The sequence below is a fragment of the Paraprevotella clara YIT 11840 genome, from assembly GCF_000233955.1.
In the GTDB taxonomy this organism is placed as follows: Bacteria; Bacteroidota; Bacteroidia; order Bacteroidales; family Bacteroidaceae; genus Paraprevotella; species Paraprevotella clara.
The window spans coordinates 40,912-62,761 of record NZ_JH376581.1; the positions used below are offsets into that span (position 1 = coordinate 40,912).

The following is a 21,850-nucleotide window of genomic DNA, read 5'->3' on the forward strand; positions in this document are numbered from 1 at the left end:
CACATTAACCTCAATTTCATATTCATGTATTCCAAAAGACTCCATCCGAAAAAAGGTTTATGCCTTGCAGCCCTATTGTGTTTCAACACTCATGCCATGCCTGCCCATTCCTTGCCCGGGCAAGAAACCATCGGCCATTCCACAGTCGATACGACTTTCACCGCCCCGAACGATTGGGCCGTCACTGCCATCCCGTTCAAACTCTACGGAGAACGACAAGTCAACCACGTAAAAATCAACTGGCAACCGCCGAAAGGCATCCAATCCTATAAGGTATATAGAAACGGGCAACTCATCGGAGAAACCCAAGGGAATACTTATGATGATTATGACCTGAAAACGGACCAAACTTACACTTACCGGGTGGATGCTTATCGAGAACATCAAAAAGCAGCCAGTTCCGCAACACAAGAAACCCGCACCTTTACTTATTCCGGCGAGACGGCTTTGTACGACAACCGAAACGGCCGGCACCTCCGAACCACACCGGACAAACCGTCGGGATTTAAAATCGGCAAGACTTACTTCTCCTACCGTCTGCACCGAACCCACAAGAACTTGAATGGCAAGGAGGAAAACGGTTGGCTGCTTTCCGAATCAGAGTCGAAAACCGGACTAAAAGACAGTTGGAGCAAACCGCGGGAAATAGCATTCTATCCGGGCGTGAACTTCGAGGGCATCGGATTCCACTATAATAAAAAGACACGCAAGGTCGTACTGTCCGCCCATTATGAAGACCAAGGCGGATATACCGCAGCTAAAATCTTTCTGGCACAAATCACGCCAAAAGGCGGAATCGAAATCGGCACCATGGAGCGCCCCTTGGGGCATGATTCCAGAGACCAGTCCCTGTTTGTCGATGAAGACGGGACGGCTTATCTCCTGTCCGCCACTAATATGAACAGCGACATCAACATCTACCGGTTGGATGAAACATGGACCAAACCCGTGGCACTGGCCAACACGATATGTAAAGGCCAACACCGTGAAACCCCTTCCATCCTTAAAAAGGACGGAACCTATTATTTTTTCAGTTCCAAAGCATCGGGCTGGTACCCCAGCCAGACGATGTATGCCTCAGCCGACCGTATAGACGGCAAATGGTCTCCGCTGAAGGAAATAGGAAACAACTCAACTTACGGCGTACAATTCAACTACGTACAACAAACCGCCGGAACACGTGAGACGTTAGGGCTGTGGGGCTTCCACTGGGGCGCCCAATACCATCACCGGGACCCGGACGGAACTTTTACCCGTATCTCTCCGGCTACGTTCAACCGCGGATATGCTTCGATGAACTACTTCCGGTTCGTGGAGTTCCATGACCAATATGGTATCATCCCGGTACAGAACGGCAGGAATCTTACGTTGGGAGCCACGGTTGTGCCTTCACACGCACCGGGCGATGGTTCCGCCGCCCCGGATTGCATCACAGACGGTTCGGACATGGCCTCCTCTCCTTATTTCAAAAGCAGCCATTACCCTTACTCCTTGACCATAGAACTGCCCCAACCCTCCCGTATCTCTGAAATCAATCTGGCCACCCGGTTGGTCAACGGTTCCGAAACAGCTTATAAATACACCATAGAAGGCAGTATGGACGGACAGGAGTACCAAACACTCGTCGACGGAAGAAACAGTTGGACCGTAGGATTCCACATCCTCCCCGTCGAAGACCGTTCCGCGTACAAGTTCCTCCGCCTCAATGTATTCCAAATCATAAATGTACACAACAACCATCCGGCCACATGGGCGGACGGAATATACGAGTTCACGGCATTCGGCTTTCCTTTGTAACGGGAAGCCCCCTCTTTCCTATATTCCCTCCCCTCATAAACAAGGAAATGCACAACAGAACGGGCAAAAACGGCGTACACCGCTTTTACCCGTTCTGTCAAAGACCAACACTTACGATTTTAATGCCGTGGCCGGGAAGTTTCCTCCTCATGTCAGTCCGTTGTTACGGCATGATCCTGAGGAATGATCAGAAAACTGAATCCGGCAGCCCCGCCCCCTCCATTCTCCAAACGAAGAAGGACACGATTCCAGCCTTGCTGGAAAGTAAAGGGTTCGATATGCTCGTCGATATGATACCAACTGGTGCCTTTATCCTGCCAAACATCTTTCCCGTTAATCCATATACGGCCGCTGTCGTCCGTACCGATGGCCACCAACATGGTTGTCGCCTCATCGAAGTACAGCTCCGTATAAGCATAATAAGTAGAATGTCCGGTCGTGACAGGCACCGTATTGTGCATGGACTCGCTCTGCATGAATTTCCAACGCAGGGTCCCATCCAGCTTCACCTCCTTCCCAATCATCTTAATCGGGTCGGACTCTGTCTCTTCGATACCCACGCCTACCTGACCATCCGTGTACACGGCGTCGAAATCGACTGAAATTTCAGGCTGATGGATTATGGCAAAATCATCCCGTCCGTAATTCTCCCACGGACCAATCATATACCATGTATTCACGTAAAGCCACCCTTTGCGCTCGGCATCTTTAGAGAAACGTCTTCCGGGTAACGCCTGAGCCTTAACCATACTTTCGTTCAAACGAGGGCCACGGTACTCACTATAGGGAGTCATCACCTCATCATTTTCATAATTTACGCCGCCAAGGCCTCCATCTCCGCCTCCGCCACCGTCTCCGGTTCCTCCTCCGGCACCGCCGCCATTTCCGTTACCTTTCCCATTACCGGCTGCATTTCCGGGTTTGCCGACATTACGGACCAAACCAAAAAGACTCTCCAAGCGTGAACCGGCCAAACCGGCCTGACGGGATGCCTGACTCAATAATCCCCGGTAATTATTCAAGTCGGCTGTCGATCTGACGGAAAGCCCGGCACTGGCATTGCTACGTCCCGAACGCTCCCAGTCTGCCCCTCCGGTTTGCATCGCTATCAACTCCTCAAAATCCGGCATACGGGTGGAACTTTGTTGCAGCGACTTATAAACCTCCGGGAAAGACAAACCTTTCTGCAACGTCTGCTTTGCCGCATTCACCGCCAAGTGGTTCTGTTGAATCTCACGTTCGTACTGACGTAACATCTCATAAATGTCCTGTACAGACGGGTCACTCCCCAACGGAGGATTCCCCGCCTTCGGTATCTTACGGGCGGCAGAAACATCATTGGCATCCTTGGGCGCAGAGCGCGGCAACTTGCGGGCCTCAACCTGCGACAGAAGGCTTTCCTTGCGGTTACGCATCTTCTCAGCCATTTTTTGAAATTGCAAAAGCTGTCTCTTTAAACTTTTCTTCACCGACATTTCCGACTGCTCCACCAATTGCTCGGCATAGCGGGACGGTAAAGTACGCTGCGCCTGTTCCGCTTTCATCTTCTCACTCAACTTGGCTACTTTCACGGCACGCGGTTTCAACGCACCCCGATGCTCTACCGGTTGTTTACCTTCCGGTAATTTCAAGGTACCGGCCGGAACTGGAACCGGAGCATAATAAATAGCCCATGCAAAAACCGCGCATGCCACAATGGCCACAATCCAAGACAAGACAATGACTTTCCGGTTAGTTTTCGTTGTAGTGTTCATCGTACGTACGTATTCCTATATTATTCAAATTATAAAACTGACAGGCATCCATCACTTCCACAAAACGTCCGAAAGGTGTATCCCTATCCATATCTATTCGTATGCGTCGGTCCGGAGTGGCTATACAGACCTCTCGTAACTGTTCGTGAAGGAAGTTGGCCGTACAAGGCTGCCCGTCCCAATAAAAGTTCCCTTCGCTGTCCAGTCCCACAATGGCTTGTTTGTCGTCCGGCTTGAGTTTGACAGCCGCCTCCGAGGTCGGCAAATTCACCGGAATATCCCTGCTTTTCACTTTTGTCATGGTAGAAACCAAGAAAAAGATCAGCAACAGGAACACGCAGTCAATCAACGGAGACATAGAGACTTCAGGTTCCTCTTCGTTATTTCCTAAAGGTAGTTTCATAAGGCTTTCCTCCTAAACGGACACGCGTATGCGTAAATCCTTCCAATTGACATTTATCAAATATTTCTATCACGGTACTGACCGGCACCGAACGGTATGCAGCCACATCTATGGATATCTCCGTACCCACCTTTTCCCGCAATCCGTTCAGATAAGTATCCAAGTCTCCGATAGGCAGGTAATCATTCTCGCCGGTATAAGCGTCGTGATGCACCACCTCATAGACCTGCTTGTCTTCATCCACGGCAATAATGACCGTATTTTCCCCCGAACGGGTTGTCGACAAGCTGGAAGTCATCTCCGGAAGCGACAAGGGAATCTGCATTTCCCACTTCTTCATCATCGTTGTGACCAGAAAGAATATGAGCAACAGAAACACACAGTCTATCAAAGGCGACATCTGAATGTCTACTTTCTCTTCTTCGTCAAGAGGCAATCTCATGGCTATTCGGTTTTCTTGTTCAAATAAATGGCATTCACCACACTTTCTATTCCCATCTCTATTTGCGAACCCAAATTGGAAATCCGGCTTTTAAGAATGAAATACACAGCAATGGAAGGCATGGCCACCACCAGACCGGCTGCCGTAGTAATCAGAGCCTTCGAGATGGAGTCGGACAATATGGAAGCGCCACCCTCATCTCCAAACAAGGCCACAAGCCCGAAAGCCTCGATCATTCCCACTATCGTTCCGAACAATCCTAACAAGGGGGACAAAGATGAAATGACAGTCAGCGGATAAATACGCGAAAGATGGCTCCGAATGTCCCGCGCCGCCATGTCACCGGCAGTCTGACATACCGTTTCCCAATCGGCATCCCGATGCTCCACGATAAAGCCGAGCGAATTGCCTAAAGTAGAAGAACTCTTTTTACATAAATCGACAGCACCATCATAATCCTTACGTGCAATGCATGCATTGACCTTTTCTGCCAGGTTCTTAGGTGCCAAACGTCCACGAGTGGAAGTAAAGAAACGTTGGATCGTAATGACCAAAGCCAAAATTCCCAGCAAATAAAGAGGATACATGATGAAACCGCCGGCCTTGATCTGTGCGGCCCAGTCTATCTGCACCTGCTGTTCCGCCTCTTCTTCCTCTACAGGAGTGTCCAACGAAATGGAATCTGCCGCAGCATCGTTCACCGTTTCTGCCGCAGCCACCTTACCCGGCAATATCTTTGGTGCCACATCGGCAAAAGCATCCTGAGTCGCCCCTAAGATGATATTATCGAAACCGGCATCCCGACGGGTCGGACAAAGGAAAGACACGTCCGTCAACGTAAACTCGCCAAAGTCTTTCCACAAATCCCGGGTAACCACCATCCAACCGCCGGTCACCTTCTTGTCTACTTTCAGTCCGGAAAGTTCCTTCCCCGGACCGGCCATATATGTATAATTGTATTTTTTCCCGGGCGCATTACCCTTCACATTTTTCACACCCAATTGCATACCGATTTCCTCTCCGCCCCATTTGATCCAAGCAAATGTAATATAACGGTATTGCCCCGGGCCGGGATTTTCACGGATAGGAATAGACAATCCGGAAATACGGGTAGGTGTTTCCGAAGGTTGCACATAGATGTAATGCGTGCTCTTCTCCGAACTGCCTCCTTCCCGGACGGCATCGGGGACTGAAATCCGGGTGCCAGCCGGCACCTTGTCTTTAAACACTTCATAACGGTCCTTGGCCATTGCCTGGGATGTCCCCACCAGACAAGCCAATAACAAAGCCCACACCAACGAATACGTTCTCTTCTTCAATAAAATTCTCATGATAATGACATTTATATAATTTGATAGTTTTTATATCGGCAAAGATACCGAACAGCTCCCATTTTGCCTTCCTATTTTCATTCAATTCCATGACACAAAAATGGAAAAAGCAACTTTTTCCCAAAATAATTCATCCCTACCGATTTTTATTCAGGCAAGCATACCTAAAAGCTGCCGCAACGCCCCTTCTCAATGCCGACCGTCAGGATTCCCATCGGCTCCACACCTCCAGAAAGTTTTCCAAAACATGTTTCATCTTTCAGGAGTCCCAATAACACGTTTATAGTTAACCGTTTAAGGGCTGAAAGATAAATAGGCAATGTTTCAGGCAGAAACACCCCACCCCTACAGGACGATTGGAAAAGTCCTGCCTCAGGACGTGTTTTTTTCTGCGCCAAACGATTTTTCATTTGCCTGAGACTGATTTTCCGTTCTGCGCCAAACGATTTCACCACTTACGGCAAGACGGACACATGCAGCGGCCTGACCAGAAGCTGAAAGACGGACTTGTATCCTTCAGCCGATAAATGCACTGGAATACAACCACTTGACGCCCATCCTGAAAGATGAACCCATTTTTCTGAAAAATCCTTGGTGTATAAGTGTGGCATAACGGAGGATACTCATTCAAACAAGACTTGGCTGCCCCAATTGAAATCCTTGTTCCAAATGATATAAGGGTAAGGTGCCCATTTTTCACCTGAATTTTCCTGCAAATAAATAGGAACGATATTCCCAGTACTCATACTTCCACCGTAGAAATCTCCTATTATCGGCATAGCCAGATAAAAGCCTTCGGCATTTTCCGCAAAGATTGCCACATGGACCAACGGCATTTTAAATTTTAAACTTAACGGGCTTCCGTTTGACTCTTTCGTACGATCGTAATAGTAAGCCAACAAATAGTAAGGCTCTCCTTTCGTGCCCGCAGTATAGCGGTGAATCTCAGGCCTCGCATACGTCCTATAATAATCCGGCTGAAATTGGAGAATGAGTTGTACGGCCTTCGCCCGAAGATAAGCCTCACAATCCTCCTTTGGCCATGTGTCGAGATTACGGTCGGGGTATTTCCCCAAACAAGTCCGGCAAACCCGCGACACGCTATCCAAAAGGGAATCCTTTTCACCCTTCGATAACGGGAAAGGATTCTCCGCCACAATTTTGTATTCCGGCAAGGTTACAGGCCGATAACCGTCCATGGCAAAAGTACGTTGCCTTAATGGATCGCCGGAATACAGATTGGCAGCAAAGCAAAGCATCGACAAAGCCACCAAAATCCGGTAAAAGGAAAATCTTGCCGTGTCCATATCCATGAATTTTTCCATTATCCGACAAATTAAAACAATATCATATTATTCTTCCAATCATAATCCCTGTTCCGTATCATATAAGGATAGGGCACCCAATCCTTCAGGAGGCTGTTTTCATAATCCGGGGCTCTGAAAGAAATCCCCATGCCATTCCGTATCGGCAAGGAAAACCCGGAGGCTTGGGCATTCCAGACGTTTACGTCAACCGTAATAAGCCCCTCTTTCGAGTTGGAATACGGGCTTTCCGTGTCTTCTTTAGAGAAGTCATAATAATAATCCAATCTATAATATGGGCCTCCGAACTGTGTCATACGCCTCCGGATTTCGGGTATGGCATACGCCCGATAGTAATCGGGTTGGAATTGGAGAATGATTTGTATGGCCTTCGCCCGGAGATAAGCCTCACAATCGTCCTTTGGCCACGTATCGAGATTGTGGTCGGGATACTTCGTCATATAGGCTTGGCAAACTTGCACCGCACTGTCCAACAGTGTTTCCTTCTCATACTCCGACAACGGGAATGGATTCTCCGCCACCACGTTATTTTCCCACAAAGCTACAGGACGATACTCTTGCATGTCATAATAATGCTTTTTGAGCGGCGAACTTGAATCGGCACTTTTACAACTATACATGGCAATAATACCTGCAAGCAAGCCGTAAACCGATAGTCCTATATTTCTGAAACTCCTCATAGTTTTAATAAACTTTCTCTAATTCTCCCCAGGTTGTGGGTAGTTTACGCATATAACAATCATAAGAAACATATAAATCCGCAGATTCATGAATATCATGTCCACTTGTAATCCTTGAAGTATAATCATACACTAATATAGGGGTTTCATTGCCATCCTGCCAAGCCTCATCTGCTGTAGAAAATCCCGTCTCCCTCTCCACATCAGAAGTACAATAGGTCAAAGGAGTATGGGTGTGAAAATAACCAATAGGATATTTTGCATATCCCCAACTTTCAATAGGGATTTTTATATCAGGTCTACCCGGATTCACTCTATCCCAATTATCACAAGGTGAATAATACTCACTTTCTGTTGGGCCATACTCTATTTTTAAATTTTCAGTTTGAATTACGGCATAAATCCAAAATCCTTTCTGTACAGAATATTTTTCATTTGTTTGGGCTATTGCCTCCTCCCAAACACTCTTCATGTGATCCTTTAATTCATCCCTCATTTGATATACATCTGGGAATTTCACTAATATTTCCTTTACCTCCGACTCATAAGCCACGTAACAAACACGATTATTTTCTTTTTTTTCATGTATAGCAACCACTTGAAAAGACCATTTCCCAGGAATAGTATAATATAAATTATGGGAGTCCGAACCTAATCCCCCCTCAAAATAATTTATAGTAGGATATGGCACCGATAGTTTTCCACTGTTCTCATCAAACTCATACTCCGGTTCACCTCCTAAACTCCCTATGATATAAAAACGGTCACCTTTCAAATCTGCATCATAATCCACTTTAGGAGTTGCTCCTGTTCCCATCAAATATTGTTCTCCAAGGTTCGTACGCAAAGTGACTTTATACTGCTTTGCTTTTTTTGCGATGAAGCCATTTTCATCCTGTGCCACTTGACCGAATTGCGGTTCAATGTCTTCTGTACATGAAATAAACATTATCATGCACCACGAAAGTAAAAAATAGAATTTTGTTTTCATTGTATTCATATTGTTTCTTAGGTTAACAGGGAGGCCCATCCGGCCTCCCTGATAATGATACTAATTACTGGTCACGCCATTGCTCTTCCGTCCTATAAGCGGAAAGGAAATTATAACCGTCCAATTTGGAATCTATGGCATCCGCACCACAGAGCCAATAAATAATCTGGGGAACAACTAACGTATTTTCCATCACCAAATTACCTGAAGCCAATTTGTCCGGCAAATTATTAGCCAACTTTACAAAAGAAGGTTCAGACTTGAATATGAAATCCGGTCCTCCTTCAACTCGATTGGGAATAATTGAATCATTTTTCAACTCGTCGGGAGAAAAACGCCACTCTGCCAATAAATGCTCCCGTTGAGAATAGTTCTCCGGAAGGGTCCATAAACTTAAACACTCGTTGATATACTCATCTCCTAAGAGCGTACTCCATAATCGTACTGTTGCAGTATAAAAATTGAGTGAGGAATGTCCTATCGTCAAAGCCGATGAGTCATTCTCTACCCCCATAGCCTGAGTCTCGCTATATGACAATCTTTTCCCGTCATCAGACATTATATACATTCTACCATTGTCAGTCAAAGGCCCCAAACCTACATAAAAAGAATGCCACCGTGCGTCATTAAACGTATTCATACCAACCTCCAGAACCTTATTCCCAGATATATATATTTTTACATCATTACGTTGACGGTGAAGCCCCCAATTATCTTTTCCCATATACCGAACCCAATTTTCACCCGTATAAGATTGATTATCCCCTACGATATTACACATCTTTATCTCCATTGTTAACTGTCGTTGAGATCCTATCCCGTATAACGCAGTGGAATCTTCGGCCACAGCCCATACATCATTTGAGAAACGTGCCCCCCATACAGTTTCTCCTTTCATTTCAAACGGTGTATAATGGGAATAATAAAAGATGCCGAAAATATCCCTTTCTTCGTCCGTAGCCCCTCCATACCGTCCGTCTTCCGTACCACCATGGTTGGAGGTCACACAAATCAGCCAGTCTTCATTGGCGATATCTTCCCGCGCATCAATGGCAGCCAACAATCGTCCCAACCCCGTATCCACTTGTTTAAGCCCATTCACATACTGTGCATTAGAAGCTGTAAAACCTCCAACCTTTCCCGCATCTAACACGCTCCTGAAACCGGCCAATGTAAAACGGTAGTCATCATGAGACAATTGACCGACCAAGGTCTCTACGGTCTCATCATCGGATGCCGTAGTCACCACAGACTGCATCAGTCCCACAAAATGGTTCAGGTTTTCCCAGGGTGTCACACAGGACATTCGCAACATGGGATCATTATTGGACAGATACTGCACCACAGTATTGGGAACCACCGGTGAAGCTCCCATCACATAGTCCGGTGTATATGAATAATCCTTAATGCGATGCATTCGAGAATGAACCCCGGTAAGCATGGATGCCCAAGTCACAGGATCTTCCTCTGAAAAATCCCCCCGGTTATCGGACAACAAGGCATGGTCGTCCGCCAAACCCATCCAAGCATATTTACTATGTGCCAACATTTGTTTCAAAACGGGCAAATTACCCTTCTCGATTTCCTCTTTCACCACCGTTCCTCTTGCACCGTCGATATTGACCCAAAGCACGTAACGTACCACTCCGTCGTCTTTTTTGGATACCTCGCTTGAGCCTCCGGCTATATCGGCTGGCGTATCATAGACCGTACAAGCCGTACACAATCCGCACATGAACCATACCAGCCACCTGAATTTATTTGCTATCTTATTCATATTTCCACCTTTTAGTTTCCTTTCTTATAATATGTACCGAACTCCGACAATTTTTGTTGGCGATACTGATGATATTTCTCAAAAAGCCCCAAAGAATCGGTTTCCGCCTGCCGGTAAAGATTGCGTTCCTCGAACACCAAACGCAGGTAACGGGCTGAGACCTTCCCTTTGTCGAATCCGACAAAGCGCTCATTTTTAAGCGCGGAAGCCAATGTTTGACTGGCTTGGCCTATATCATGCCATGTTTGTTGTGCATGTTCCTGCAAAGCGAAACCAGAAGCGTCCGTAGTCTGTACCTTGAAAGATGACACACAGCGTACATCGCCATTGGCATAATAGAATCCATCGATGGTTTGGGACTTGCCCATGTCTATAATCACGTAATAAGGCAAGCTTCTGGGAGAATCCTGATAATTATTTTCCCAGGGAGACAAATAAGAACTCCAGTACGTGTAAGGATCACCGTCTATCAGTTTCCCTACATACAACTTATCCGTCTCGTTGTTATACTCCGTATCCTCATTGGTGTTACCGGCACTGTCCAATGCCAGAATTTCCCACTCATTCCGGTCCACACGCACCGGATGGTTTGCTACGTCATAATCCGTCACATTCCGGTAAGGGTCATCCGCAGAAGGATCGATTTTCCAGATTTCCTTGTCCAACAGGGGGTATTTTGCCATTTCACTCCGCCTCGCATCTTCTATCGTATAGCCCCAATGTTCGAGGAATGGGGTCAAATCTACACCGAAATACTCGCATAAATCCGAATAAAAAGACAAGTCCGAACTGCCAAAGACATTTCCTTCGCGGAATTTCGTCCACAACTTACGGTAGGCTGTCCATTCTTCCTCCTGCCTGTAACGGCTCTCGTATTTAGCAATCTGCACCAATGGCAAAAGCCCGAGGATTCTATTATTGCATTTGGCGTTTTTATCCCACCAAGTGGTTAAATCCTTACTCCGATATTTCACCGTATCCGAAGCCGCAAAGGCCAAAGCCCATGATTTCGCTTGATTGAAACCGATTCCCATGTCCCCTAATCCGGAACTGATACCCTGCTTCCACGTGTGTTCGGCCAACCGATAGATCGGCACAAAGGTCGTTTCCTTATACGAATCGGAAAGAAGAGAATATGTCGGGTGATAGCGCTCGACGAACTTGTCATACACATTAAAGACCTGTTGGTGGGCAATGGAATCCAATACGACCATCGCATCATACAGCCCCGATGTTTTGACGAACATAATCCCTTGGAGATTATCTATACTTCGCGTATCATTGACCGACAATTGCGTGTCGAAGATAAAACGGTCCGTAAATTGGGGCATCATCTCGGACAGACGGCTATTCCCCTCGCTCATTCCTAAAGAATGGTAATAATAATACACAAGCTCATCCCACAACATCACAGCCTGTTCCATCTTTCCCGCAAAAGCAGGGTCGGCAGTAAGATACATTTCCATGCGGCTACGCTCCACGGAGAACGTCACATGTTTCCCCCGGATATCCAACCAAGGCACCGTAGTCGTCCGGATTTTCTTTTCCCATTCGGCTTTATCCGTTTCCCCTACAACAAAGTCCGGAGCGGCATACACGCCACAGAACTTGATTTCTGTCTCGGACAGCTCCTGCGTATTGCGGTCACGCAAAATCCAAATATACCCTCCCAATGATGAACGGACGGTATTCTTACCCGGATACAAGGCCTTCTGAATATACACGATCGGTTCGCGTAACCCGGCATTGTTATTGGTCAAATCTTCCGTCTGCATGCCGATTTGTACCGTCAACCCCCACACGCCTTCCGGGACATAAATCGTGACCAGTTCTCCCGTACCGGCATACAAACCGGTGCTATAAATGGGTTGCGGAGCTTCTTCCTTATCAGCAAACGAAAGTCGCTTCAAGCATAAATCCTCCATACCGGCATACGTCCGGCTCAAATCCAATGCCACAAGGGTATCGGCAATACGGTGCTCGGTCAACGTATCCACTAATCCGGGAAACAGACGTGCTTTCTCGTACATACTGACATCGATGCCCTGTATGGTGTCTACGGTCACGGCGGAAGAATCTGCCCGATTAACATCCCACCCATCGTCAAAATCGAAATCACTGGCTTCGCATCCGGCCAGTACCCAAGAGGCCGACATGACTGTCCCCCACAAAAAAGAGGCTGCTATCTTATTCATAAAATATTTCATAATCTTCTGTTCCGTTAATCGTTCGTTTCTAAATCCTCATAAGGAAGAGTGCGGGCTATACCGGTCCATCCCCAAGCATCGGGCACAGTAAAACCCAGCCACTGGAATGTCTGATAAGGGATATCTACCAGATTGATGGAAGTCTGGTAATAAGAGTTGGCAAACGGCGGCTTGATATTATCATCCACCACAGTCCCGGATTCCCATACGGCATTATCAGACAGTTTCATGTCAGACCGTCCGGCATTGATGCCTCCGAATACCGAACCATATTTAGAGTAATCGGGAATAACCTTACTCTTAAAATCCTCTTCACGGTCGCTCGGCCAATACCCAATCAGGTTGTCCCAATAGGGATAGTCTTCGCCCAACTCATCCAACCCGGTAAGCTTATAATTCTTGGCAATGAATTCAGGCGGCAAGGCCACATTGTAGACCTGCACATTGGTGATATAGTTTGTTGTGCCCGAAGTACTCGAATTAAATATTTTTTGGCCGACAGTAAAAGGAGCCCGGTCTCCGGTAGCCAAGTTCTTAGAAAGATCCTTATAAGGTGCATCACTGTGAAGATCACTCCGGCCATCCTTATACTGTATGAACTTTTTGTTCTTGAAATCAAAAACAGCCGTCAATGTATGCCATGCCCAATCATTCAACGTAGACCAGGAGTTTTGAGACCATATCACCTCTCCCGCAGCATAGCTCTTGACACGCCAACCGTCGCAACCCACCTGCCATCCTTGTCCTTCTCCTGGATTAGCCGTCAATGCTTTGGAAACAAAAGGATTCCAATGGTTGTTATTCGGTCCCTTAGGACAATAAACCATGAATTGCACCGTATACGAAACCGTGTCATAAGGCACGCTGCCATCTCCCGGGTCAAACTCGAAATCAAACAAAGTCGGGTCTATTACCTTGGCATATTCCGTGGCATTCTCAGTGCCATACAACGGGGTCCAATATTTATATTCCAAATCGTTTTCGGAAGAAGGTGCCAACAACAACTGTTTCCCCAACCTGTAATTATGATACATCGCAAACATATTACGGTCTTTCATTTCATATACATTCTCTCCACTATTGTCTGCCACCCCACCGGAAGGAGAGGTAACAACGACCAACCAATTCTCAATCGAATAATCAGGACGAGCCTGCAAAGCCGACACAATTTGTCCCACATGGCGATCCACCACAGACACGGCATCAAGCACTTCTTCCGTAGGATACCCTGCATTATCCTGGCCTTCCGGTATCACAAAACCATACTGTTCACCTGCCAATTGTACTCCATTGTATTCCACAGCCATAAAAGTAGGAGCTGTTTCCCCGGCAGACAATTCATCCACAACGCGGGCCGTGATTTGTTCATCCGTCCCCCAAAAAGAATCATCGGCCTTACGGGCATACGAATCATAAAAATCCGTAGTTGAAGCCAGAATCTCCGTACGGCAGCCGGCATCCAGATTCTTCAGCAGGGAGAGGATATCCGGTGTGTCCGAAGTACGGTTCAGCAAACCGGTGAACAAATTATCCCTTCCCATACGGTTACTCACCACGGTATCCGACCGCGTATCTGCCAAACCGTTAAAGGTATACAAGGCATGGGACATCATGGATGACATATTCTCGACCCTGCGGTCGTTATTGGCCTCCCGCACAGCCGATCCGCTTGCGCCATTCAACACAATCCAAAGCACGTGCCCCTCACGGTCATCATATCCGGGTGAAGGATAATCCTTCCTAAGCCCATCTTCCAAATCGTCATTACAAGAAACCAACGGTGTACACAAGGTACAAATACCCGCCACACATAGGGCAATATAATTCCTATATCTTTTCATATTTTATTTCTTTTTTTAATGATCCAAATCCAATTCCAACATCAACATGTTATGCACCACTTTACTATTGAAACGGGTAAACTTGCCCATCAACAGCAAACCGTAAGACCCCACGGTTGTTTGGCTTTCCTGTACTTGATAAAGCTGGCCGCTGAATACCCCCGGGACATTGAACTTCTGCTGAGCCGTACCGTCCATATCCAATATCAAAAAACCGTTCCGGGGAACACCGGCGTAAGTGGTGAAAGTACCGGACACAACCACCTTGCCACGATCTATCAACTGGGCGAAATTGGGGGAACCTCCGGTCATTTCTTTCAGTTTAAAATCCGAATCCAATGTTCCGTCCGAGTTCAACATGACCACTTGTTTCCGTTCCTGTCCGTCGTATTCTGTAAAGCTTCCCACAAGCATCATCTTTCCCAACGACTTGTTGTAGCGAACCATGGACACACTCCCATTCGGGCCGGCTCCGACATGAGCCAGAAAATCCTTGTCGACCTCACCGTCCCTATCCAAACGGATGATTCCCGGTGCGTCCACGCCATCAAATGACGTGAAACTCCCCACAAGGATTACCCCGTCGTCTCCGTCCATACAGGCATCCGACACTTTTCCTCCCTCGGCACCCGTATAACGATTGCCAGGTACCACCAACCTATAAAGGGAGTCCAATTTACCGTGTTCATCCATCCGGAATACAGAGGCTACATCCGTCTTACGCTGTGCATTGTCCTCGAAAACATAGGCATATTCCGTGCAGACATACTGCGTGAAATTACCTACAGCCACGATTTTCTGATCAGATGTGACAAAAGAACGTATGATTTCCTGAGTCGCACCTCCGTTCAAGGCCGACTGTCCGACATATTTTTGTTCTGCCCAATTATTCTCAGTCTCCCAATATATGCGACAAATGGTATCCGCGCTCGCATTTGAATTCAGAATCATGATATTGTCACCATATACCCGGTCCTTTTTAGAAGCCGGAGAATGCCCGTTCCATGAATAATAAGCTGAAAAAGCACCGGAAACCAACATTCTCCCATCGCTGAAAGAGGATATGGATTTAATATACGACGACGTAAACAGATCCTCGGCATCTATCATCAATCCATTCTCGGCCGCGAAATTAGAAGAGTTAGCCTTAGCCACATTACCCTGATAATCCACGAAACCGATTCCATTAAGCTTAACATCCCCGATGGTCGTAAAATCCCCGACGACATAATAATTCGGTGCCGTAGTGTATTTCTCCAAACAGCCGTAAACAGCACCGTCAGTCCCCTTGGCATACAATGCCCAATTGTTATCTATGGAAACGTTACCCAAAACCGGGAAAAACGGTCCGTAGAAAACCTGATTATCTATTACCAGATACGTAACGCCTGACGAAACCTCATAGGGGACTTCTACAGCTAAAGTCGTGTCTGTCACTGCCAATATCTTGCTTTCCTGCTCTCCGAGATAGAATTTAAACCGGTATTCCCCTTCCTGAGAACCACAGTACTTCAGAAGCCCTTCGGCTTTGAATACCACCGTATCCCCGGGATACCCTTCCGACGGCACGGGATCCTCGGCAGACAAAGCAATGTCGAAAGGTTCCTTTCCACCAGCATAAGGGTCGGAAGTTATCGTGTCGTCCAACTCCTCGCATCCTATCCCAACCGACACCCAAGCTGTCATACAGGCAAAACGCAAAATACGACTCACTCTTTTTAAAACCTCTTTTCTCATAATCCACCCTCCTTCTTTCTTTGAATTGCTTCATCAGAAACTCGCCGAACCTGCTCCAGAGGCAAGACACCGGCATTGACCACACTCTCCAAAAAACGGTCGCGATCGAACCCGAAATAATGATCCGTGAAACGGATGACGTGCACCACACCGTTATAAGGTTGTATATCGCATGAAGAAACATAAGCATTCACCATATCCATCGTGGTAAAATCATAGACATAGGAATAAAGAATCTGACGGGCACCCGCATATTTCACGTTAGCTGCATCATAATACACCACACCCATGTTCATCGGCACCTTGGCCATAGAGTAATAAGCTCCGCCCGGATAAGCGGATACGGCTGCGGTATCCAACTGAGGAATGTCTTTCAGGCAGTATTTGCCTGGAATGATATACATCGACAAATATTCTTTCCAAACCTCCGGCTGAATCTGGTGCAAGTCCTTGATACTGTCTTCCCCACGCCTCCAATACAGTTGCTCGTTCAGATAATCCATGGATTTTTCAATCGAAAAGTCCGTCGGGGCAAAAAATGTGATTTCTTCATTTTGCAACACAGAGTCCAAACCAGCATAATGTATCAAGTCGGTCAGTTCCGAAAAATAATGCTTATCGGGATGCTGGTTCAAATATTCCAGTACTGTTCCGTTGTAATAAGGATTATGCTTGCCACCATCCTGGAGATAATCCTCATTCTGGCAGTTGACAATGCAAACCGTCAAGACTACTGCCATAATTCCTTTCCACAAATATTTCATAATGATTCATTCTTTAAATTATTCCCAATAGTTATTCAATGTGATGAGCGTGTTGTTCTCCTGTGCCGTTTTGCTGATAGGCCAGGTCCAGGCGCCTTCTCGGAATTCACTACGCGTTACGGGATGATAACAATAATTATTATCGCAAACCTTCCCCGTACGTACCAAATCATAGAAATAATGCCCTTCTCCCATCAATTCACGTACACGCTCCCAATAAATGGCATCTTTCAGGTCTTCGCCGGAAAGCGACAAGGTAGAAGCACCGGCACGCGTCCGTATACGGTTCAACAACTCGCACGCTTTCCCGTCATTCGTTCCCAAATCCGCCAAAGCCTCAGCATACAACAATATGGCATCAGCCAGACGGAACACGACCTGGTTGCCCGCATTGGCCGTAAGTGATCCACCATCATTGTAAATATCCGGATTCTCAAACTTCAGGATTTCCTTAGGGGCTCCATCCAATGTGGAATAAATATTTTCATCGAACCAGGCATCAACCCTATCATCAGTCTCCGACGGAGGATATATTTTAGTAAGGAAATCGTAAGTGTAACACAAATTAGGAGTAGACTTAGCAGGACTGTACACGGAACACATGACTTCATTGGCAAAAACCGCCTTAAATTCAAAGACCTCGTTCCCGGAAATATAACTCGGGTTCTGTGCAATCTCAAAAATGCCTTCGCTCGAACCTCCACGGAAAATCGTGTTGGTCTGGCTCAGAGGGAGCAGAGTATATGTTCCGCCGTTCTGGTTCACCAATTGCTCTCCATAATTCACTACGGCCTCATAATAGGACGTTTTATGGCTCTCATCAAACCCTGCCAACCACATATTCACATGCATCAGCAAAGCCAAGACGGCACCTCGGGATCCTCTTATCGCTTTCTTATCCAGACTAACTTGTGCCCAAGGTAAATAAGCGGCATCCGGGTCGTCAACCAAAATCTGGTTCAAATCCGAAGCAATGGCCTGCAATACCGTCACCATATTGGTACGTGGCAAAGGTTCCTGATGGTAGGCATCAGTATAATACGGCACATCCCCGAAATTACGGACCAAGAAGAAATAAGCCAGGCTACGCATGAACACGGCTTCGGCCTTAAAGGCTTCAGCCTCGGTTTTAGGTACGGAAGTACGCCCGATTTCTGCAATCAGGATATTGGCCGACTGAATGACTTTATAAAATTCCCGCCACGACATGATACCATCTGCCTGCACATTCCCGTCCCCGGAATAATGTTCACGTAAGCCGTTCAAGTCATTATTCGCCAAATCGGTTATGTAGTTCTCGCCGCTACTATAGGATTCTATCGGAGCACAGCGCAAGTCGCCTGAATAAAGGATGTAGCAAGCCTTCTGCATAGCAGCAGCCCTGAATTCCGTGTACATACTGTTCACAAAACCGTTGACGCGTTCCGTCGTAGCACCGTCCCACATTTCATCCCCCGACAGTTTCTCATCGCTCGTGGTATCCATCAAGCCGCAACTGCTGAAAAATACGGCAGAACACAGCGCGGCCACCATTGTTGATTTTATCTTGAATTGTATTTTCATATCCATTTATATTTATATGTACATGCTTACAAACCTATACTCAGTCCTATGGAGAACGTACGCGCATTGGGATAACCGCCCGATATATCCCAACCGAGACTGTTCACATTCTCCGGATTGATACCGGAATACTTCGAGAACGTATATATATTCGACAAATTCATACGGATACTTGCATAGCGAATACGAATGTAATCCGTCCATTTTTTAGGCAAGGAATACGAAAGGGTAATCCCATTGATCTTAAAATACGATCCATCTTCCATAAATAAGGTCTGGTCTGCCCGGAAGGGGTCGATCACACTGGAATGCTGGTAATCATAAGGGTTAGGATAGTCCGCATGGACATTGGTGGGTGTCCAGAAATTATAAGCCCCGATGGGAGCCAATGCAGCACTTCCTTGCAACCCATCTCTAGACACATTGGGATTATTAAACGATTTAAAATTGTCTGCCAACACCTTATTGATGATATCACGACGCAACAAAAACGAGACACTCGTAAACAAAGACAAGTTTTTGTAGCGTAAATTGATAGACATACCTCCGTTGACACGCGGCTGCGAATTTCCCACAATCGCCTTATCCTTTTCATCGATAATATAATCTCCGTTCAAATCCACCCATATCGGATCGCCAGCCTTGAAATAAGCATTAGGGTTGTCTGCGGATATATTGTTTCCTCCAACTCTCAACCTACGCCCCGTAGCCGGGTCGACCGGAACATCCTCGTCCGTAGCGTACACTCCTTTATAAATATACAGATAATTGGACATCGTGTTGATTCCCAGTTTATTCACGACTTGAGCATTGGAATTGATAATTTGCCGTGCTTCATCCGGCAATTTGGTCATAATATCCTTATTGATCGCAAAATTGACCATCCAGTCCATGCTCCAATTGCTTTTGGGACGGAAAGGACGAACCACAAAGCACAATTCGAGACCATGGTTGACCAAACTGACTTCGGTTGTCGGCACTTTATCAAAAGCATTATGATCCGGTTCCTCGATAGAACTCAACTGATTGTCGACCTGCTTATAATACCAGTCCCCTTGAAAAGTCAAACGGTTGTTCCATAGACCGAAATCAAAACCCACATTCCATTGGGTTGTAGTAATCGGGTCAATATTATTGTTCGGCATATTGGCAAAGTCTATGGGAATCACCGTGGCACCGTTATAGGTGTCCTCCCCTAATAAATAGGTTCCCCATACATCATATTTCGAAGCGGCATATTTTACGACCCGTCCCCAAGACGCACGGATTGCCCCATAATCCACCCAATACCAATTTAGTTTTTTAAAGAATTTTTCTTCATCAAAATTCCAACGCAAGCTTACTCCGGGGTTCACTTGCCATTTCACCCCTCGACCGTATGCTGAATTGGCTTCCGGACGGATAGTCGGCGTAATGACATATTTGTCTTTTCCCCCCGACAGGTTCTTAAATCCTATACTGGGCGCAATATTGAAAGACACGGTATTGTCTTCTGAAGAAGTATAAGCCGAACCGGTCGAAGAATATGAGCCTATAGGCCCCCACAAATGGTCATTGGGTAAACCCGTCTGGGTGACTTCATTTCCATTGCTTCGATTCGAACTGATTTCTCCCGTTACTGTCAAACCGTATTTCAATATGCCATATTCCCCGTAGTAGCTCAAACTGGTCCGCCCATACAACCTGTCGCTGTATTTACTCAATCCATACAACTGAGCCATATTGTTATTCAATATCCCCGGAGTGAATTTCTCATTCTCCGTATTGTTATAAGTATAACCCGCTACCAAGTTCCAACTGATATTCCAAGGCAGACGATATGTCATACTCATGCTTGCATCATAAGATACGCTCGTCGTATTCTGTTTCACCATCATCGCGCCTAAAGCCGCATTGGAAGCCGAGTACATGGAAGGAGGCGGAAGCAATGAGGATGCAGAAGCACCACTGGCCACACCTTTCTGTTGGAGCGCATTTCCGCTACCGGAACCCGTGATACCCAAAGTTGCATTCACACTGACATACATATTGAATTTGTCCGTCGGAGAATAACCCATATTGGTACGGAGGCCATAACGGTTGAAATCCGTGTTTTGGATGATACCATTCTCCGAATAATAGTTTCCGTTTATCTTATAATTGAACTTCGAATCTCCACCTCGTACAGCCAAATTATACGTCTGGTTCACCGTTCTACGGTAAAAATTTCCCTGCCAGTCCATATTATTGTTATAATACGGGTTCAAGCTGTCGGTCAAAGCCTGGTTTTCATTCACATCGTAATAACCGTTCCAACGGGAGGTATCATTCTGAAGAATTTGGTCGATACGGGACAGGCGTTCCCATCGTCCCACCAACACATCCCTCAAACGGGGAGGAATATTCACCTTCATGTCCATGGAAAAGTCTATTTCCGGTTTGGAAGCATGCCCCCTCTTAGTCGTAATCACAATCACACCGTATGCACCACGCGAACCATACTGTGCCGTAGCTGCCGCATCTTTCAATACCGTAATATCCTCAATATCCTCGAAAGGCAAACTGGACAAAGGGCTGACTCCGGAACCGGCCAGCAACCCATTGGCATCATAATCTCCGACATCTTCCTGCGGAATCCCGTCAATCACAAACAAAGGAGCCGAAGACCCCAGAATATAATCCCCACCCGATTCTTCTACCGAAATATTGGATATACCCCGAATCGTGTAGGTTCCGATAGAACCAGGTGCGCCGTTATTCTGCTGCACATTCAAACCCGCGACACGCCCTTGCAACAACTCCATCACATTCGCAACAGGAGCCGGCGGCAGGTCCTTTGCCTTAACCACCGTAACAGCGGCACCGACATCAGCCCGTGTTTGAGCCTGATAGGCCACGACAACAGTTTCGTCCATGGCATTCACACTCTCTTCCATAAAGACATTCATATTCTTGGAAGCCTTATCCACTTTCATTTCTACGGTACGAAACCCCATATAAGAAAACACCAGTGTGGATTTTTTATCTGCATTCACTTTAAACGCCCCATCCATTCCGGTCAAAGCACCGCGCCCTTTCTTGCCCGAACCATCTCGTACGACTACGGTTACACCGGGAATCGGCTCTTTCCCATTCCCGATTCTTTCATATACATGTCCTGTGATTTCCACAACCTGCGCGTAACCCACGGCAGCAAATAATGGGAACATGCATATCAAGACTACGATATATATTTTCTTCATTTTTCGAACTTTGTTAT

The 21,850-nt window shown here is 46.5% G+C and carries 16 protein-coding genes; 1 reads left to right on the forward strand and 15 read right to left on the reverse strand.

What is annotated here, in order from left to right; genetic code table 11:
* Nucleotides 1–24: 24 nt before the first annotated feature.
* Nucleotides 25–1,797 carry a family 43 glycosylhydrolase gene (locus HMPREF9441_RS01850; RefSeq protein ID WP_009391560.1) on the forward strand — a complete coding sequence of 591 codons (1,773 nt, stop codon included), beginning with the start codon at nucleotides 25–27 and terminating at the stop codon, nucleotides 1,795–1,797.
* A gap of 152 nt (nucleotides 1,798–1,949) precedes the next feature.
* On the opposite strand, the gene HMPREF9441_RS01855 is transcribed toward HMPREF9441_RS01850, so the two are convergent.
* The 15 genes from HMPREF9441_RS01855 to HMPREF9441_RS01930 all read right to left on the reverse strand — a co-directional run bounded on the left by HMPREF9441_RS01855 (nucleotide 1,950) and on the right by HMPREF9441_RS01930 (nucleotide 21,833).
* A complete protein-coding gene (locus HMPREF9441_RS01855) occupies nucleotides 1,950–3,551 on the reverse strand; it encodes a hypothetical protein (protein WP_008617331.1) in 1,602 nt (533 codons plus the stop codon).
* Nucleotides 3,529–3,954 carry an ExbD/TolR family protein gene (locus tag HMPREF9441_RS01860; RefSeq protein WP_008617332.1) on the reverse strand — a complete coding sequence of 142 codons (426 nt, stop codon included), beginning with the start codon at nucleotides 3,952–3,954 and terminating at the stop codon, nucleotides 3,529–3,531. Before HMPREF9441_RS01860 ends, HMPREF9441_RS01855 begins: the two co-directional genes overlap by 23 nt.
* Nucleotides 3,932–4,396 (reverse strand): ExbD/TolR family protein, encoded by a 465-nt coding sequence (locus HMPREF9441_RS01865; RefSeq protein WP_008617333.1) that lies wholly within the window; start codon nucleotides 4,394–4,396, stop codon nucleotides 3,932–3,934. The genes HMPREF9441_RS01860 and HMPREF9441_RS01865 overlap by 23 nt, the downstream gene beginning before the upstream one ends.
* A gap of 2 nt (nucleotides 4,397–4,398) precedes the next feature.
* Nucleotides 4,399–5,727 (reverse strand): MotA/TolQ/ExbB proton channel family protein, encoded by a 1,329-nt coding sequence (locus HMPREF9441_RS01870; RefSeq protein ID WP_244949558.1) that lies wholly within the window; start codon nucleotides 5,725–5,727, stop codon nucleotides 4,399–4,401.
* 164 nt (nucleotides 5,728–5,891) lie between these two features.
* The gene (locus HMPREF9441_RS17540; RefSeq protein ID WP_244949559.1) at nucleotides 5,892–6,137 is read right to left on the reverse strand and encodes a hypothetical protein; all 246 of its coding nucleotides are present in this window, start codon (nucleotides 6,135–6,137) and stop codon (nucleotides 5,892–5,894) included.
* Nucleotides 6,138–6,350: 213 nt separating this feature from the next.
* Entirely contained in the window at nucleotides 6,351–7,034 is a 684-nt protein-coding gene (locus HMPREF9441_RS01885) for a hypothetical protein (protein ID WP_244949560.1), read from the reverse strand.
* Between the two features lie 29 nt (nucleotides 7,035–7,063).
* Nucleotides 7,064–7,732 (reverse strand): hypothetical protein, encoded by a 669-nt coding sequence (locus tag HMPREF9441_RS01890; RefSeq protein WP_008617345.1) that lies wholly within the window; start codon nucleotides 7,730–7,732, stop codon nucleotides 7,064–7,066.
* 4 nt (nucleotides 7,733–7,736) lie between these two features.
* Nucleotides 7,737–8,732, reverse strand: a complete 996-nt coding sequence (locus HMPREF9441_RS01895) for a hypothetical protein (RefSeq protein WP_244949561.1) — start codon at nucleotides 8,730–8,732, stop codon at nucleotides 7,737–7,739.
* 55 nt (nucleotides 8,733–8,787) lie between these two features.
* On the reverse strand, nucleotides 8,788–10,500 hold the full coding sequence (locus HMPREF9441_RS01900) for an alkaline phosphatase family protein (protein ID WP_008617353.1): 1,713 nt from the start codon (nucleotides 10,498–10,500) through the stop codon (nucleotides 8,788–8,790).
* Between the two features lie 11 nt (nucleotides 10,501–10,511).
* The gene (locus HMPREF9441_RS01905) at nucleotides 10,512–12,695 is read right to left on the reverse strand and encodes a M60 family peptidase N-terminal accessory domain-containing protein (protein ID WP_244949562.1); all 2,184 of its coding nucleotides are present in this window, start codon (nucleotides 12,693–12,695) and stop codon (nucleotides 10,512–10,514) included.
* Between the two features lie 26 nt (nucleotides 12,696–12,721).
* The gene (locus HMPREF9441_RS01910; RefSeq protein ID WP_008617365.1) at nucleotides 12,722–14,548 is read right to left on the reverse strand and encodes a hypothetical protein; all 1,827 of its coding nucleotides are present in this window, start codon (nucleotides 14,546–14,548) and stop codon (nucleotides 12,722–12,724) included.
* A gap of 15 nt (nucleotides 14,549–14,563) precedes the next feature.
* Nucleotides 14,564–16,261 (reverse strand): DUF5124 domain-containing protein, encoded by a 1,698-nt coding sequence (locus HMPREF9441_RS01915; protein WP_244949563.1) that lies wholly within the window; start codon nucleotides 16,259–16,261, stop codon nucleotides 14,564–14,566.
* A gap of 20 nt (nucleotides 16,262–16,281) precedes the next feature.
* On the reverse strand, nucleotides 16,282–17,049 hold the full coding sequence (locus tag HMPREF9441_RS01920; protein ID WP_008617367.1) for a fasciclin domain-containing protein: 768 nt from the start codon (nucleotides 17,047–17,049) through the stop codon (nucleotides 16,282–16,284).
* An 18-nt stretch (nucleotides 17,050–17,067) separates the two neighbouring features.
* Nucleotides 17,068–18,612, reverse strand: a complete 1,545-nt coding sequence (locus HMPREF9441_RS01925; protein WP_244949564.1) for a RagB/SusD family nutrient uptake outer membrane protein — start codon at nucleotides 18,610–18,612, stop codon at nucleotides 17,068–17,070.
* Between the two features lie 26 nt (nucleotides 18,613–18,638).
* Complete coding sequence (locus tag HMPREF9441_RS01930) at nucleotides 18,639–21,833, reverse strand: SusC/RagA family TonB-linked outer membrane protein (RefSeq protein WP_008617369.1); 3,195 nt, start codon at nucleotides 21,831–21,833, stop codon at nucleotides 18,639–18,641.
* Nucleotides 21,834–21,850 lie beyond the last annotated feature (17 nt).

Excerpts from the sequence above, each read along its gene's own strand:
- HMPREF9441_RS01850 (WP_009391560.1), top strand. The coding sequence starts at position 25 with ATGTATTCCAAAAGACTCCATCCGAAAAAAGGTTTATGCCTTGCAGCC.
- HMPREF9441_RS01855 (WP_008617331.1), bottom strand. The coding sequence starts at position 3,551 with ATGAACACTACAACGAAAACTAACCGGAAAGTCATTGTCTTGTCTTGG.
- HMPREF9441_RS01860 (WP_008617332.1), bottom strand. The coding sequence starts at position 3,954 with ATGAAACTACCTTTAGGAAATAACGAAGAGGAACCTGAAGTCTCTATG.
- HMPREF9441_RS01865 (WP_008617333.1), bottom strand. The coding sequence starts at position 4,396 with ATGAGATTGCCTCTTGACGAAGAAGAGAAAGTAGACATTCAGATGTCG.
- HMPREF9441_RS01870 (WP_244949558.1), bottom strand. The coding sequence starts at position 5,727 with ATGAGAATTTTATTGAAGAAGAGAACGTATTCGTTGGTGTGGGCTTTG.
- HMPREF9441_RS17540 (WP_244949559.1), bottom strand. The coding sequence starts at position 6,137 with ATGAAAAATCGTTTGGCGCAGAAAAAAACACGTCCTGAGGCAGGACTT.
- HMPREF9441_RS01885 (WP_244949560.1), bottom strand. The coding sequence starts at position 7,034 with ATGGACACGGCAAGATTTTCCTTTTACCGGATTTTGGTGGCTTTGTCG.
- HMPREF9441_RS01890 (WP_008617345.1), bottom strand. The coding sequence starts at position 7,732 with ATGAGGAGTTTCAGAAATATAGGACTATCGGTTTACGGCTTGCTTGCA.
- HMPREF9441_RS01895 (WP_244949561.1), bottom strand. The coding sequence starts at position 8,732 with ATGAATACAATGAAAACAAAATTCTATTTTTTACTTTCGTGGTGCATG.
- HMPREF9441_RS01900 (WP_008617353.1), bottom strand. The coding sequence starts at position 10,500 with ATGAATAAGATAGCAAATAAATTCAGGTGGCTGGTATGGTTCATGTGC.
- HMPREF9441_RS01905 (WP_244949562.1), bottom strand. The coding sequence starts at position 12,695 with ATGAATAAGATAGCAGCCTCTTTTTTGTGGGGGACAGTCATGTCGGCC.
- HMPREF9441_RS01910 (WP_008617365.1), bottom strand. The coding sequence starts at position 14,548 with ATGAAAAGATATAGGAATTATATTGCCCTATGTGTGGCGGGTATTTGT.
- HMPREF9441_RS01920 (WP_008617367.1), bottom strand. The coding sequence starts at position 17,049 with ATGAAATATTTGTGGAAAGGAATTATGGCAGTAGTCTTGACGGTTTGC.
- HMPREF9441_RS01925 (WP_244949564.1), bottom strand. The coding sequence starts at position 18,612 with ATGAAAATACAATTCAAGATAAAATCAACAATGGTGGCCGCGCTGTGT.
- HMPREF9441_RS01930 (WP_008617369.1), bottom strand. The coding sequence starts at position 21,833 with ATGAAGAAAATATATATCGTAGTCTTGATATGCATGTTCCCATTATTT.